The sequence below is a fragment of the Enterobacter cloacae complex sp. P15RS genome (assembly GCF_014895905.1).
In the GTDB taxonomy this organism is placed as follows: domain Bacteria; phylum Pseudomonadota; class Gammaproteobacteria; order Enterobacterales; family Enterobacteriaceae; genus Enterobacter; species Enterobacter quasihormaechei.
The window spans coordinates 1-15,489 of record NZ_JADBQL010000016.1 but is presented as its reverse complement, the minus strand read 5'-3'; the positions used below and the strand labels follow the sequence as shown (position 1 = coordinate 15,489).

Here is a 15,489-nt window from a genome sequence, read left to right as displayed (position 1 = left end):
TGTTTCGCCGGGTGGCGGCTTCGCCTTACCCGGCCTACAAGATCCTCGAAACGTAGGCTGGGTAAGCGCAGCGCCACCCGGCACAACCGCATTAGCTAAACACCACCTGCGCCCAGCGCGCCAGCCCTGCCGTAACGGAGCCAAAGTCATCGCCGCCGGCAATGGGGATCCCCGGCAGCTGTTCCGCCAGCGCCTTCTTGATCAGCGGTGAACTGGCGCTACCGCCGGTCAGGTAAATCACGTCCGGTTTCTCTTTGCCGTTCTCCAGCGCCAGCTGTACCTGCTCCAGAATACGCTGTAGCGGCTGGGCCAGCGCCAGTTCCAGCCCTTCCCGGGTAATGGTCGTTGCCAGATTGTCGCTAATAAACGGCAATGAAACGGCCTGCTCCGGACGATCGGAAAGGGCAATTTTGCTCTCTTCGGCGGTGCGCACCACCCTGTAGCTCAGGCGCTGGCGCCACACTTTATAGAGCAGGGCGACCTTCCCGGCATCCTGTGCGTCGCGCACCAGATCGTTGAGGAAACGGCCATTCGCGGTGCTGTAAAAATCACTCTGCGCAGGGACGTCGTTGATGGCAATCGCGTTCCACCACGGCAGGATCGGCAGGGCGATGCCTTTCTCGGTTTGTCCGCCCATGCCGAGCAGCGGCATCAGGCTCTTGAACGCCAGGGCGATATCCAGATCGTTACCGCCGACGCGGCAGCCGCTGTGCCCCAGCAGGCTGTTTTCACGATCGCGACGGTGATGCCATTGCGGCCCCATCAGCAGCAACGAACAGTCTGTCGTACCGCCGCCGATGTCCACTACCAGCACCCGCTTCTCTTCCGTCAGCGTGGCTTCAAAATCCAGCCCCGCCGCAACCGGCTCATACTGGAACACCACGTCGCTAAAGCCCGCCCGGTGCGCCGCACGCTCGAGGATCCCCTGCGCCTGCTGGTTGGCTTCATCACCGCCCAGCCCCTGGAAGTTGATCGGGCGACCAATCACCGCCTGGGTGATGGTCTCCGGCACCTGCGACTGCGCCTGATTGCGGATATGCAGCATCATCGCGCAGACCAGATCTTCAAACATCGCCACCTGCTGCGGCTTCAGGCCGCTGGCGCCGAGGAAGGATTTAGGCGATTTAACGAAGTAAACCTCTTCCGGATCGTCAATGTACTGCCTGAGCGAAGAGAGGCCGAACTGCACGCTGGAAGGGGTAACGTCGATATCTTCCTCGCGGTTAAAACTGACCGCACGGCGCAGCAGCGCCTGCGATTCTGCCGCCGTGGCCGGAACCTGATGATGGCGGAACAGCCACTCGCTCACCGCTTCACGCGTGGGCGCGCAGAGCATTGACGGCAACAGCGTACTGCCGTTTTCCATTTTCAGGAGCTGCGGTTGTCCGTTTTGCATTATCGCAACCGAGCAGTTTGCGGTCCCGTAGTCGAATCCAATAAACACAATAAATCCCCATGCCGGTGAGAAGGGGCGAGACTTTAGCGAAATGTCTGCCAGGCGACAACAGGAATATGAAAGCAAGGCGCAACGCTATCTTTCGGTTTATGCTGAGATAAATAAAAAAGGAGAGACGATGTACACCCTGAACTGGCAACCGCCCTACGACTGGCAGTGGATGTTTGGCTTTCTTGCCGCGCGTGCGGTCACCGGGGTGGAGACCGTCACGGAGGCTTACTACGAGCGCAGTTTTGGCTATGCGGGGCAGCAGGGCGTTTTTCGGGTTACGCCGGACAGCGCAACCCATACGCTGGCGGTGTCGCTCAGCCCTGGCCTGATCCCGGTGGCGGACATCTGCCTCGACCGTATCGCCCGCCTGTTCGATCTTGATTGCGATCCGCAGCAAATTGCGCAGGCGCTGGGCGATCTCGGCGAGGCGCGTCCGGGGTTACGTTTGCCGGGGGCGATGGATGCATACGAACAGGGCGTGCGCGCCATTCTCGGGCAGCTGGTGAGCGTGGCGATGGCGGCAAAACTGGCGTCGCGGGTGGTGGCGCTGTGCGGTGAACCCATCGAGGATGCGCCGGGCTACCTGTGCTTTCCTCCGCCAGACGTGCTGGCCGCGGCGGATCCGCTGGCGTTAAAAGCCCTCGGGATGCCGCTCAGGCGTGCGGAGTCGCTGATTCATCTGGCGCAGTCGGTGGTGGACGGGGAATTCCCGCTGTTCCCGCCTGCGGACGTGGAGGCCGGGATGAAGGCGCTACAGCAGCGGCCCGGCATCGGACGCTGGACCGCTAACTATCTGGCCCTGCGCGGCTGGCAGGCAAAGGACGTTTTCCTGCCGGATGATTATCTGATTAAGCAGCGTTTTGCCGGCATGACGCCCGCGCAGATCCGTCGCTATGCCGAGCGCTGGCAGCCGTGGCGCTCGTACGCGCTATTACATATCTGGTACACCGACGGCTGGTCGCCGTCAGTTGATGGCGAAATAGCTGGTATTCAGCAGTAAATCGAGCGGCTGCGCTTCCCCGATGGTATCGCCGTAAATAAAGTCAACGCCGATGCCCGACAGCGTATCCATCATGATCGACTGATGGCACGGCCCGGCAATGGTTTTTAGTCCCAGACGCCGGGCGTGGCCCTGAATGATGGTCACCATCATCTCGTCCATCAGATTGCCGTGGACGTTGGTCACCACGTCTGCATCCAGCAGCAGATAATCAGCGGTGGTGGCGCTGAGCTGACTGAAGACGTTCATGTCGCGTCCGACGCGGGTTAGCACCACGCGGCAGCCGGCATGACGAAGCTTTTGCAGACCCTGCTGCACGTTTTCATCCGTGTTGTTCAGCACATCGACGGCGATTGCCAGATGCAGCAGCCGCGCCGGCAGCGGGCCTTTGGTAATCAGGTCGAGCAGTTCATTTACCAGCGTGACGCTGGCTAACCCCGCCTCTGAGAGCGGCAGCGCGACGCCCATACCTTTGGCCGCCACCTGTGCGGCATAGGTACGGAAAAACTCGCTGAATATCCGTCGGTCAAGGGCGTGCAGCAGCTCCGCCTCTCCGAGCCCGGCGCGGAAGGCATGCTCTTCCAGCACTTCTCCCTGGCTGGTCCACAGCCGCAGGGAAATCAGCCAGAAGCTGCTGCTCTCGGGAATGCGCGGCGAGGCGACGCTGCGGGCGATCATCAGCAGATGATTATCTTTAATCATGTGCCACTGCTCATCCAGCGACATCATGCTGCGCGTGCTGTGGATCCGCTCCTGCTGGGGTTCATAGACGGTGACCACGCCGCGCCCGCTGTTTTTCGAGGCGTAACAGGCAATGTCGGCCTGAGACATCACTTCCGCAGCCTGATAATTGCTGTCGTCAATCAGCGTGATCCCCGCGCTGGCGCCAATACGGTGCAGGCGTCCTTCCCAGGAAAAATGGTAGCTGTTGATGGCGTCAATCAGCCGGCCCGCAATGTAGCGTGCGCTTTCGACGTTGCAGTCCGGCAGCAGCAGGCCAAACTCGTCGCCGCCCAGACGCGCCAGCACGTCGCTGGAGCGCAGCATGGTCAGCATTAGCGAAGAAAGCTCGCGCAGGAGGGCGTCGCCCGCCGCGTGGCCTGCCGTATCGTTCACCGCCTTAAAGCGGTCAAGGTCGATAAAGACCAGCGCGTGACGCTGATGGGTCTCCTGGACCGTCTGCAACAGGCGCTTCAGGTGATTTTCGAAGCTGACGCGGTTCGCCAGGTGGGTGAGGGCATCATGGGAGGCGCTGTAGCTCAGCTGGCGCAGCATTTTGCGCGATTCGGTTACGTCCTGAATCACCAGCACCGAGCCGATAGTATGGCCGTCCAGGGTGCTGAGCGGGGTAATGCTGTAGTGAATGTCGAAACTGCCGCCGTTCCGGCAGTTAAGCACCACGTCCTGTTCGATATCGGTACGGGACATGTCGCCGCTGTGGATGTTTTCCATTAACGGTCCCTTCTCGCCGAAGGTAATGTGCAGCACCTCCAGAACGGGCTGACCCAGCGCTTCGCTTTGCGACCAGCCGCTCATCTTTTCGGCGATCGGGTTCATAAAGGTGATGTTCATGTCGACGTCGGTACACAGCACCGCTTCGCCGATGGAGTCGAGGGTGATATGCAGGCGCTCTTTTTCCTGGAACAGCGCCTCGTTCAGCTGCTTCACCTCGGTCATATCCATGTTGATGCCTAACAGCCGCTCCACTTCGCCCTGTTTGTTCAGCACCCGGTTTGCCAGGGAACGAATGTGGCGAATGCCATCCTTGACGCGAATGCGAAATTCCAGCTTGAAGGGGACCCTGGCCTGGAGTGATTCACGCAGCACCCGTTCGGCGTTCGCGCGATCTTCAGGCACGATGGCGTCATGCCAGAGCTGCCAGGAGGGCTTTATGTGCGCAGGGATCTCGTACAGCTCAAACATACGCTTATCCCAGCTAATCACGTCTGGCTCAAGATCCCACTCCCAGATGCCAATCCCACCGGCTTCGTTAGCGAGGGTGATGCGTTCCATCAGGCGCTTATTCACCCACTCGGTCTGTTTCAGGTCGTTGATGTCTTCAATCTGAGCAATAAAGTAGAGCGGCGTACCGTCGGCATGTCGCACGACGGAGACGGCCAGCAGCGCCCAGACCACCTCGCCGTTGCGGGTGTAGTAGCGTTTTTCGAGGCTGTAGGTGTTGATCTCGCCGTGGATCAGCTGTTCGAGCTGTTCCAGGTCGGTATTTAAATCTTCCGGCCAGGTTAACTGCTGGAACGTGAGCGACTGGAGCTCCGACTGGCTGTAACCGAGGAAATTGCACAGCGCCTTGTTGGCCTGGAGCCACTGGCCCTCAATGCTCACCAGCGCCATGCCTATCGCGGAATATTCCATCGCATTACGAAAACGCTCTTCGCTTTCCGTGATGTGTTTACGCTCGGCCCGGAAGGCATACATCACCATCGTCATAATGTTAGCGGGGAGCAGCATCATCAGGAAGGGGAGCCACGGCGCGTTGAAGGTGACGATCATGCTGGAGGGCGTCATGGAGAGCGGGTTTCGCGCCATCATCAGGGATACCATCATGATGGTGAATAAAAAGATCAGGAACGCTTCCATACGCGGCAGGCGCACCGCGCTCCACATCAAAAGAACGATGATGCAGGTGAACGGCCACGGCAGCCAGGTAATTGCCGTCCAGCTCAGAACCAGCGTAACGACCAGGGTGACCAGCGTTTCCAGCAGCAGTTTTGGGTTGCGATGGCGCAGCAGATAATGCGGCTTAAACAGCAGACCTAACGGCACCAGCGCCAGTGCGCCAATGGATTCTGACAGAACCCAGAAAAGAAAATTACGCAGCGGCTCCGCGCTCGGCACCAGAAAATGCACCAGAATGCCGCCTACCAGCGGCGGCACAACGGCACTGCCGAGGGCGAGTCGGACCCAGTCGTTGAGGTTTTGCAGCGGGTTATACCACGGGAGAAGCTTACGCAGTAACAGCGCGCCGATGGTGGCCTCAATGATATTGATCGCCGTGTAGGTGATGCTGATCGATTCCCATGAGAACAGCATCCACGAGGCAAAAATATTGCCAAAGGAGCAGGCGAGCGCAATGCCGGGCCACATTTTTCCCGCGTGGCGGTAAAACGCCACCATCATGATTGAGGTCGGAAACCACAATGGCGCCAGCAGCGTACCGAAGCGAGTCAGTTCAAGGGAAAATAAGGTGAAGATGAACGTGACCAGACCCAGACAGACAAGCCGCAGTAAAGGATGTGGGGTAGTGACCAAAACCCGCTGGTATTGTTTATTCATTACCGCTCTATCCAGGGACGCCGTGTTGTCAGGAGCCAGGTCCGGACGCGTAAAAGTAATAATTTGGTTTATGCTAGTACAAACATTTTACAATTCATATGCTGAGTGCTCAGATTTTGACTTCATAGACTTATAAAATAGTGACTCTGCGAAGAAGGGTGTGGAAATGGCGATTAAACGCGCGTAAAAATTTCGCTAAAGGCGAGAAGGGGCGCTTTTCAGCCCGCCTCGCATAACCTGCGCATTCGACTGGTATCACGCCCCCGAAATCCCTATAATTGCCGCGTTTGACGCTCCGGCGTCGTCCTTCCTTACATCCAGGTTAATCAGGTCGCTAAATTTATGACTGATAAGTCTCATCAGTGCGTCATCATAGGCATCGCCGGCGCATCGGCTTCAGGTAAAAGTCTTATTGCCAGTACGCTTTATCGCGAACTGCGTGAACAAGTGGGTGATGAGCATATCGGTGTTATTCCCGAAGACAGCTATTACAAAGATCAATCCCATCTTTCGATGGAAGAGCGCGTAAAAACCAACTACGACCATCCCAGTGCGATGGATCACAGCCTGCTGTTCCAGCATCTGGAAGCGCTGAAGCGCGGCGAGGCGATTGAACTGCCCGTCTACAGCTACGTGGAACATACCCGCACTCAGGAAACGATCCGCATCGAGCCCAAGAAAGTCATTATCCTTGAAGGGATTTTGCTGCTCACCGACGCCCGTCTGCGCGAATCAATGAACTTCTCGATTTTCGTCGACACCCCGCTGGATATCTGCCTGATGCGGCGTATCAAACGCGACGTTAACGAACGCGGCCGCTCCATGGACTCGGTGATGGCGCAGTATCAGAAAACCGTTCGCCCGATGTTCCTGCAATTTATTGAGCCTTCAAAACAATACGCCGATATTATTGTTCCTCGCGGCGGTAAAAACCGTATTGCTATTGACATCTTAAAAGCGAAAATCAGTCAGTTTTTTGAATAAGCCGCGTGAATTGTGTACCGTTCAGAGATAACCTGGTTTTGCCCTGACGCCGTAAAGCTTCAGGGCGCGATGCACGAAAGGAGAAAGTGCCATGCGTCTTTGTGACCGCGATATAGAAGCCTGGCTGGATGAAGGCCGCCTGTCTATCACCCCGCGTCCGCCGGTTGAGCGTATTAACGGCGTGACCGTCGATGTGCGTCTGGGGAATAAATTCCGCACCTTCAGCGGCCACACGGCACCGTTTATCGACCTCAGCGGGCCGAAAGACGAAGTCAGTGCGGCGCTGGATCGCGTCATGAGTGACGAAATCGTCATTGAAGAAGGCGAAGCGTTTTATCTCCATCCTGGCGAACTGGCGCTGGCGGTGACCTTTGAGTCCGTCACGCTGCCGGCGGATCTGGTGGGCTGGCTTGACGGACGCTCTTCCCTGGCACGTCTGGGCCTGATGGTGCACGTTACCGCGCACCGTATCGATCCGGGCTGGTCTGGCCGTATCGTGCTGGAGTTCTTTAACGCCGGTAAACTGCCGCTGGCGCTTCGCCCGGGAATGATGATTGGTGCGTTGAGCTTCGAACCGCTGACCGGCCCGGCAGACCGTCCTTATAACCGCCGTCAGGACGCAAAATATCGCGACCAGCAGGGTGCGGTTGCCAGTCGTATCGATAAAGACTGATCTGTGAGTTCACTGAGGAAGCCATGAGAAGAGTTCTGACAACGCTGATGATTTTGCTGGTGGTGCTGGTGGCTGGCCTTTCAGCGTTGGTGCTGCTGGTTAACCCGAACGACTTCCGGGCCTATATGGTGCGACAGGTTGAAGCGCGCAGCGGGTATGAACTCAAGCTGGACGGGCCGCTGCGCTGGCACGTCTGGCCTCAGCTCAGCATTCTCTCCGGGCGCATGTCACTTACCGCGCCGGGCGCCGCGCAGCCGCTGGTGACCGCGGATAACATGCGTCTTGATGTCGCGCTCATCCCGCTCTTGTCCCATCAGCTCCAGGTCGAACAGGTGATGCTGAAGGGCGCGGTGATCCAGCTTACGCCACAAACCGAAGCCGTTCGTCAGGCGGATGCCCCGGTCGAACCGCATGAAAACACCTTGCCTGACGTCCCGTCTGACGCTGGCTGGTCGTTCGATATTGGTAGTCTGAAGGTCGCTGACAGCGTGCTGGTTTTCCAGCACGAGGACGACGAGCAGATCACCGTACGCAATATCAACCTCAGGATGGAGCAGGACGCCAGCCATCACGCCACCGTGGAGTTCTCCGGGCGGATCAACCGCAATCAGCGCGATCTCAACCTGTCGATGAACGCGAATGTAAACGCTTCGGACTACCCGCATCAGCTGACGGCGGATATTCAGCAGCTCAACTGGCAGCTGACCGGCGCGGATTTACCCACAAAAGGGATCGCTGGCCAGGGTACGATGCAGGCGGTCTGGCATGAAGAGCGCAAACAGCTGGAACTGAACGCGCTAAACCTCCAGGCGAACGACAGTACTCTTAAAGGACAGGCGAGCGTCACGCTTGATGAAAAACCTAAGTGGGTGCTGGATCTGCAATTCGACAGGCTGAACCTTGAGAATCTGCTTCCTTCGCAACCGGTGAACGCAGCCGATGAGGGGGTCACGCAGGTAGGGCAAAGCCAGGTCACGCAAACGCGTCCGGTGATCTCCTCCAATCTCGATCGGCCTGAATACAACGGCCTGCGGGGCTTTACCGCCGACATCCTGCTGAAAGCGAACAGCGTGCGCTGGCGTGGGATTGATTTTACCGACGTCAGCAGCCAGATGTTCAACCACAATGGCCTGCTGGTTATCTCTGAGCTCAGCGGAAAAATGGGGGCCGGGAATCTCTCCCTGCCGGGCACGCTGGACGTACGCAAAGACGTTGCCAGCGCCGCGTTCCAGCCGCGTCTGGAAAACGTTGAGATTGGCACCATCCTGAAAGCCTTTAACTATCCGATTGCCCTGACGGGGCAGCTGTCGCTGGCGGGGGATTTCTCCGGCACGAAGATTGATGCGGACGCCTTCCGCCGGAGCTGGCAGGGGCGGGCGCACGTTGAGCTGAAAGATTCGCGCATGGAAGGGCTGAACTTCCAGCAGCTGGTGCAGCAGGCGGTAGAGCGCAGCAGCAATGTGAAGGCAAATGAAAACTACGACAGCGCCACCCGTCTCGACAGCTTTACCAGCGAGCTTGCCCTCGACAACGGTCAGCTCTCGCTCGACGAGATGCAGGGAACCTCGTCTCTGCTGGCGCTGACCGGAAACGGTGCGCTGGATCTGGTGAAAGAGACGGCTGACACCCGCTTCAACGTCCGCGTGAAGGCCGGCTGGGAAGGTGAAGGCCAGCTTGTTGAGTTCCTGAAAGAGACGCCAATACCGCTGCGCGTCTACGGAAAGTGGCAGGCGCTGAACTACAATTTGCAGGTCGATCAGATCCTGCGTAAGCATCTTCAGGATGAAGCGAAACGTCGGCTGAATGACTGGGCGGATCGCAATAAAGAGTCCCAGTCAGGTAAGGACGTGAAAAAACTGCTCGATAAGCTCTGATGCCTGTTGTGCCGGGTGGCGGCTTCGCCTTACCCGGCCTACAAAAGCCAGACACCGTGGGCCGGGTAAGCGAAGCGCCACCCGGCTTTTTTACACCTCAAAATCCCTCTCATCGTCACCGCGCAGCGGGATCAGCTGCACCTTCTGCACGCGATGGCTTTCCACCTGCAAGGTTTTAATCATGTAATCCCCCACCTGAACCTCTTCGCCCGGCTGCGGAATACGTTGCAGATATTCCATCAGCAAACCGGCGATGGTGTGGTATTCGCGCTTCTCGTCGAGCGGAAGCGGAACGAACTGCACCAGATCTTCAAGCGGCATGTGGCCGTTAGCGGTCCAGCTGCCGTCGGCGTTTTTCTGGATATCGTGGCGCGCGTCGATCTCATCCACCTCATTTGGCAGATTACCGGCGATGGTTTCCATAACGTCGCTGAGCGTCACCAGCCCTTCCACAGAGCCAAATTCATCCACGACAAACGCGAAGTGGGTACGCGCGTTACGGAACTGCTCCAGCGCGGAGAGCAGCGGCAGCGCTTCCGGGAAGACCAGCGGCTGGCGCACCAGCGCGCGCAGGTTGAGCGGCTCACCGTGCAGCTGCTGTTGCAGCAGGTCGATCACGTGCACCACGCCCAGCAGCTCTTCTTCCTCGTCCCCGCCGGTGACGACCACGCGGGTGTGCTGGTTTTTATCCAGCAGGGCGCGGATCTGCTCTTCCGGCGCCGTCAGATCTATATGCTCAATGTCGTGACGGGAGGTCATGATGCTGCTGACGGAGCGCTGGTTGAGATTGAGCACGCGCTCTATCATCCGGCGCTCCTGCGGGTTGAAGATCTGCCCGTCGCTGTGGTCGGCAAGCATCGCCGCGGACTCGGCATCCAGCTCGGCATCCTCTTTTCTACCGCTCAGCAGGCGCATTACCGTATCGGCGGTGCGCTGTCGCAGCGTCTGGTTCGCGGAGAGAAAGCGGCGGCGGTTGAAGATGGCCAGCTGGTTCAAGAACTCAATCAGCACCGAGAAGCCAATTGCGGCGTACAGGTAGCCTTTCGGGATATGGAAGCCGAAGCCATCCGCAACGAGGCTAAAGCCAATCATCAGCAGGAAGCTGAGGCACAGGATCACGATGGTCGGGTGGCTGTTTACAAATCGCGTCAGGGCCTTGCTGGCGAGCACCATCAGGGTGATGGCGATGATCACGGCGGCCATCATCACGGCCAGGTGGTCAACCATCCCGACGGCGGTGATCACCGAGTCGAGAGAGAAGACGGCGTCCAGCACCACGATTTGTGCGACCACCGGCCAGAATTTAGCGCCACGTCGCTGGGTGGGGTTTTCGCTGTCTTTCCCCTCCAGCCGCTCGTTAAGCTCAACGGTGGCCTTGAACAGCAGGAACAGCCCGCCGAAAAGCATGATCAGATCGCGGGCGCTAAAGCTCAGGCTCTGAACGGTGAAGAGGGGTTTGGTCAGCGTGACCAGCCAGGAGATAGAGGCCAGCAGCAGCAGACGCATCACCATGGCGAGCAGAAGTCCCGTCACGCGGGCGCGGTCGCGCTGCGAGGGAGGCAATTTATCCGCAAGGATGGCGATAAACACCAGGTTATCAATCCCGAGCACTAATTCAATGACGACGAGCGTCACCAGCCCGGCCCAGATTGATGGATCGGCAATCCATTCCATAGTAAACGCAATACCTTCTGTTATATGACGAATGTCACACTTCGATCATGGATAAAGCCGACCAAAATTGCAATGCCGGGGTGAGATTTCTCTTAATGCTACAATGAGGTAAAACCGATTTAGGGCGCGCTGTAAATAAGTTAATTGCGAAGATTTAATTACAATGAACGATATTTAGGATATATCGCAGTAAATGGTTTGGCGCGCAATTTTGTCAATATAAAGAAAATCCGAAAACATCAAAACTTTGCTCTTAATATTAATCTTAAAAACGAATATTAGGACGGTTGTCTCCTTGCCTGCTATTAGGTTAGCTGCAACAATTCTCCCAGCATCAAATGTTAAATTTCCTTGTTGCTATTTTTGTTTCGGTCTTTAGTGAAGGTAATTCATTATCAACCGTGCCTTTGACGTGGTTGATATATTCTACAAAAGGCCAAGTTCAGAAGGGTGTCTATCCATAACGCATTGTTTAGTCAGTGTATTGGTAACTGAAAGCCAAGGGCGGTAGCGTGCCTGAAAGCGTGTGAATCAGCCTCAATTATTCTGTCAATAGCCAACAGATGAATAAGCTTACTTTAGGACTGATGCCAGTTATATTGCTAAATGATTAACTGCATTCTGATTGTCACCACGACCCGCGCTTATTTAAATTGCACAGGATAATTACTCTGCCAAAGTGATAAATAATCAATGATGAAATCCAAAATGAAATTGATGCCATTATTGGTGTCTGTGACCTTGATGAGTGGTTGCACGGTCTTTCCCGGCAGCAATATGTCAACAATGGGCAAGGATGTGATTAAGCAGCAGGACGCTGACTTTGATCTCGACAAAATGGTGAATGTTTATCCATTAACCCCACGTCTGGTAGAACAATTGCGCCCGCGTCCAAACGTTGCTCAGCCAAATATGTCGCTGGACCAGGAAATTGCCTCTTACCAGTATCGCGTGGGGCCGGGTGACGTTATTAACGTGACCGTCTGGGATCACCCGGAACTGACCACGCCTGCGGGCCAGTACCGCAGCTCAAGCGACACCGGTAACTGGGTCCAGTCCGATGGCACCATGTTCTATCCGTACATTGGTAAAGTGCACGTTGCGGGCAAAACGCTTGCTGAGATCCGTAGTGATATTACCGGCCGCCTGGCGCAGTACATTGCTGACCCGCAGGTGGACGTTAATATCGCCGCGTTCCGCTCCCAGAAAGCGTATATCTCCGGCCAGGTTAACAAATCCGGCCAGCAGGCTATCACCAACGTACCGCTCACCGTTCTGGACGCGATCAACGCCGCGGGCGGTTTAACCGACGGCGCCGACTGGCGCAACGTGGTGCTGACCCACAACGGCAAAGAGCAGCGCATTTCGCTTCAGGCGCTGATGCAGAACGGCGACCTGACCCAGAACCGCCTGCTTTATCCGGGCGATATTCTTTACGTGCCGCGCAATGACGATCTGAAAGTGTTCGTGATGGGCGAAGTGAAGAAACAGAGCACCCTCAAGATGGACTTCAGCGGTATGACCCTGACCGAAGCGCTGGGCAATGCGGAAGGCATCGATCTGACCGCCTCCAACGCCAGCGGCATCTTCGTGATCCGTCCAATCAAAGGCGAGAACGCGAAGGGCAAGATTGCCAATATCTACCAGCTGGATATGTCCGACGCGACGTCTCTGGTCATGGCAACGTCGTTCCGTCTCCAGCCATACGATGTGGTCTACGTCACCACCGCGCCGGTTGCCCGCTGGAACCGTCTGATCAACCAGTTGCTGCCTACCATCAGTGGCGTTCGCTACATGACGGATACGGCGAGCGACATTCATACCTGGTAAGCCGCGATGTTTAACAAAATTCTGGTGGTGTGCGTGGGGAACATTTGCCGTTCCCCCACGGCTGAAAGGCTGCTGAAGAATTACCAGCCTGCGTTAACGGTCGACTCCGCAGGGCTTGGCGCGCTGGTTGGAAAAGGTGCCGACGAGCGTGCATCAAGCGTAGCCCTTGAACATAACCTCTCACTCGACGGGCACGTTGCCCGTCAGGTCTCTGGCCGGATGTGCCGGGAATATGACCTGATCCTCGCGATGGAAAAACGCCACATTCACGCGCTGTGCGATATCGCACCGGAGATGCGCGGCAAGGTGATGCTGTTTGGTCACTGGGATGGTGAGCGCGAAATTCCCGATCCGTATCGCAAGAGCCGCGAGGCCTTTGAGGCGGTATACACCTTACTAGACCAGTCTGCCCGCCAGTGGGCGCAGGCACTGAAAGCTCAGCAGGGATAACAATGACAGAAAAAACAAAACCTTCTGCCGCCCCGACGTCGGGCAGTGATGAAATCGATATCGGTCGTCTTGTCGGGACTGTTATTGAAGCGAAATGGTGGGTGCTGGGTATTACCGCCGTTTTTGCCGTGGCGGCGATCGTTTATACGCTGTTCGCGACGCCGATTTACAGCGCCGATGCGCTGGTGCAGATCGAACAAAATACCGGTAACTCACTGGTTCAGGATATCGGCTCGGCGCTGGCCAATAAGCCACCGGCGTCGGAAGCTGAAATTCAGCTGATCCAGTCGCGCCTGGTTCTGGGCAAAACGGTTCACGATTTGGGGCTGGATATTGCGGTCACCAAAAATACCTTCCCGGTATTTGGCGCAGGCTGGGATCGCCTGATGGGACGCAGTAACGATACGGTAAAAGTCACCGACTTCGTGATTCCAAAAGGGGCAGGGGACCAAACCTTTACCCTGACCGTGCTGGGACCGAAACAGTATCAGCTGACCAGCGACGCGGGCTTGAGCGTGCGCGGTGAGGTGGGGCAGATGCTGACCAAAGACGGCGTGAGCATCCGGGTTGGCGCCATCCACGCGCACGAGGGCGGTGAGTTTACGGTCACCAAGTTCTCCACGCTCGGGATGATCAACAATCTGCAAAACAACCTGACCGTTACCGAAAACGGCAAGGACACCGGCGTTCTGAGCATGACCTTCACCGGTGAAGATAAAGATCAAATTCGCGACATCCTGAACAGCATCACCCGCAACTATCTTGAGCAGAATATCGAGCGCAAGTCTGCGGAAGCCGCGAAAAGCCTGGCGTTCCTCAGTAAACAGCTGCCGGAAGTGCGCAACCGCCTGGACGACGCCGAGAACAAGCTGAACGCGTACCGTCAGGATAAAGACTCCGTCGACCTGCCGCTGGAGGCGAAATCGGTTCTCGACTCCATGGTCAATATCGACGCGCAGCTGAACGAGCTGACCTTCAAAGAGGCGGAAATTTCCAAGCTCTATACCAAGCGTCACCCGGCGTACCGCACGCTGCTGGAGAAACGCCGCACGCTGGAAGAAGAGAAGGCGAAGCTGAACGACCGCGTGACCGCGATGCCGAAGACGCAGCAGGAAATCGTGCGTCTGACGCGTGACGTGGAATCTGGCCAGCAGGTGTATATGCAGCTGCTGAACAAACAGCAGGAGCTGAAAATCACCGAAGCCAGCACCGTCGGCGACGTGCGTATCGTTGACCCGGCGATTACCCAGCCGGGCGTGCTGAAGCCGAAGAAGGCGCTGATTATCTTCGGCAGCATTATTCTCGGCCTGATGCTCTCCATCGTCGGCGTGCTGCTGCGCTCCCTGTTCAACCGCGGTATCGAAAGCCCGCAGGTGCTGGAAGAGCACGGTATCAGCGTTTACGCCAGCATCCCGCTTTCCGAGTGGCAGAAGTCGCGTGACAACGTCAAAACCGTTAAGGGCGTGAAGCGTTACAAACAGAGCCAGCTGCTGGCCGTGGGTAACCCGACCGACCTGGCGATTGAAGCGGTGCGCAGCCTGCGTACCAGCCTCCACTTCGCCATGATGCAGGCCAAAAACAACGTCCTGATGATGACCGGTGTGAGCCCGTCAATCGGTAAAACCTTCGTCTGCGCCAACCTGGCGGCGGTGGTGAGCCAGACCAACAAGCGCGTGCTGCTGATCGACTGCGATATGCGTAAGGGCTACACCCATGAGCTGCTGGGGACCAACAACGTTAACGGCCTGTCCGAAATCCTGCTCGGGAAAGGGGAAATCAGCGAGAGCGCCAAGCCGACGTCGATTCCGAAATTTGACCTGATCCCGCGCGGTCAGGTGCCGCCGAACCCGTCTGAACTGCTGATGAGCGAGCGCTTCACGCAGCTGATCGAGTGGGCGAGCAAAAACTATGACCTGGTGCTGATCGATACCCCGCCAATTCTGGCCGTCACTGACGCCGCCGTCGTGGGGCGTCATGCGGGCACCACGCTGATGGTTGCACGCTATGCGGTGAACACCCTGAAGGAAGTGGAAACCAGCCTGAGCCGCTTCGAGCAGAACGGCATTGAGGTGAAAGGGGTCATCCTGAACTCCATCTTCCGCCGCGCGACCGGGTATCAGGATTACGGCTATTACGAGTACGAATACAAGTCTGACTCTAAATAACAAAACACACCCCACACCCCACACCCCCTGTGACTTATACACATCATAAACTAGCGACCAAAAATAAATTCTATATGTAGGAGGTACCCGTTAAATTA

General features: G+C 57.0%; 10 protein-coding genes. 7 read left to right on the top strand and 3 right to left on the bottom strand.

The window, feature by feature from the left end; all coding sequences use genetic code 11:
* Positions 1-91: 91 nt before the first annotated feature.
* The gene (gene yegD, locus IM267_RS10225; protein ID WP_193033334.1) at positions 92-1,444 is read right to left on the bottom strand and encodes a molecular chaperone; all 1,353 of its coding nucleotides are present in this window, start codon (positions 1,442-1,444) and stop codon (positions 92-94) included.
* A 130-nt stretch (positions 1,445-1,574) separates the two neighbouring features.
* Between yegD and alkA the strand changes: the two genes are divergently transcribed.
* Positions 1,575-2,447, top strand: coding sequence for a DNA-3-methyladenine glycosylase 2 (alkA, locus tag IM267_RS10220; protein ID WP_193033333.1), 873 nt, complete (start codon positions 1,575-1,577; stop codon positions 2,445-2,447).
* Here alkA and IM267_RS10215 read toward each other — a convergent pair.
* A complete protein-coding gene (locus IM267_RS10215) occupies positions 2,412-5,741 on the bottom strand; it encodes a diguanylate cyclase (protein ID WP_193033332.1) in 3,330 nt (1,109 codons plus the stop codon). The two genes, alkA and IM267_RS10215, sit on opposite strands and share 36 nt — an antisense overlap.
* Before the next feature lie 342 nt (positions 5,742-6,083).
* On the opposite strand from IM267_RS10215, the gene udk reads away from it, so the two are divergent.
* From udk to asmA, 3 genes are all read left to right on the top strand, one after another.
* Positions 6,084-6,725, top strand: coding sequence for a uridine kinase (udk, locus tag IM267_RS10210; RefSeq protein WP_000130320.1), 642 nt, complete (start codon positions 6,084-6,086; stop codon positions 6,723-6,725).
* A 91-nt stretch (positions 6,726-6,816) separates the two neighbouring features.
* The gene (dcd, locus tag IM267_RS10205) at positions 6,817-7,398 is read left to right on the top strand and encodes a dCTP deaminase (protein ID WP_006811250.1); all 582 of its coding nucleotides are present in this window, start codon (positions 6,817-6,819) and stop codon (positions 7,396-7,398) included.
* Between the two features lie 23 nt (positions 7,399-7,421).
* Positions 7,422-9,272, top strand: a complete 1,851-nt coding sequence (gene asmA / locus IM267_RS10200) for an outer membrane assembly protein AsmA (protein ID WP_193033331.1) — start codon at positions 7,422-7,424, stop codon at positions 9,270-9,272.
* Positions 9,273-9,362: 90 nt separating this feature from the next.
* Here asmA and IM267_RS10195 read toward each other — a convergent pair whose 3' ends face one another.
* Positions 9,363-10,946, bottom strand: coding sequence for a TerC family protein (locus IM267_RS10195; RefSeq protein WP_063868350.1), 1,584 nt, complete (start codon positions 10,944-10,946; stop codon positions 9,363-9,365).
* 693 nt (positions 10,947-11,639) lie between these two features.
* Here IM267_RS10195 and IM267_RS10190 point away from each other — a divergent pair.
* From IM267_RS10190 to wzc, 3 genes are read left to right on the top strand one after another with little or no spacing between them, the layout of a single operon-like run.
* Entirely contained in the window at positions 11,640-12,776 is a 1,137-nt protein-coding gene (locus IM267_RS10190; protein WP_022648641.1) for a polysaccharide export protein, read from the top strand.
* 6 nt (positions 12,777-12,782) lie between these two features.
* Positions 12,783-13,226 carry a low molecular weight protein-tyrosine-phosphatase Wzb gene (gene wzb, locus IM267_RS10185; protein ID WP_063450260.1) on the top strand — a complete coding sequence of 148 codons (444 nt, stop codon included), beginning with the start codon at positions 12,783-12,785 and terminating at the stop codon, positions 13,224-13,226.
* Positions 13,227-13,228: 2 nt separating this feature from the next.
* On the top strand, positions 13,229-15,391 hold the full coding sequence (wzc, locus tag IM267_RS10180; protein ID WP_193033330.1) for a tyrosine-protein kinase Wzc: 2,163 nt from the start codon (positions 13,229-13,231) through the stop codon (positions 15,389-15,391).
* Positions 15,392-15,489 lie beyond the last annotated feature (98 nt).

Coding starts and splice junctions, on each gene's coding strand:
- alkA (WP_193033333.1), top strand. CDS start 1,575: ATGTACACCCTGAACTGGCAACCGCCCTACGACTGGCAGTGGATGTTT.
- IM267_RS10215 (WP_193033332.1), bottom strand. CDS start 5,741: ATGAATAAACAATACCAGCGGGTTTTGGTCACTACCCCACATCCTTTA.
- udk (WP_000130320.1), top strand. CDS start 6,084: ATGACTGATAAGTCTCATCAGTGCGTCATCATAGGCATCGCCGGCGCA.
- dcd (WP_006811250.1), top strand. CDS start 6,817: ATGCGTCTTTGTGACCGCGATATAGAAGCCTGGCTGGATGAAGGCCGC.
- asmA (WP_193033331.1), top strand. CDS start 7,422: ATGAGAAGAGTTCTGACAACGCTGATGATTTTGCTGGTGGTGCTGGTG.
- IM267_RS10195 (WP_063868350.1), bottom strand. CDS start 10,946: ATGGAATGGATTGCCGATCCATCAATCTGGGCCGGGCTGGTGACGCTC.
- IM267_RS10190 (WP_022648641.1), top strand. CDS start 11,640: ATGATGAAATCCAAAATGAAATTGATGCCATTATTGGTGTCTGTGACC.
- wzb (WP_063450260.1), top strand. CDS start 12,783: ATGTTTAACAAAATTCTGGTGGTGTGCGTGGGGAACATTTGCCGTTCC.
- wzc (WP_193033330.1), top strand. CDS start 13,229: ATGACAGAAAAAACAAAACCTTCTGCCGCCCCGACGTCGGGCAGTGAT.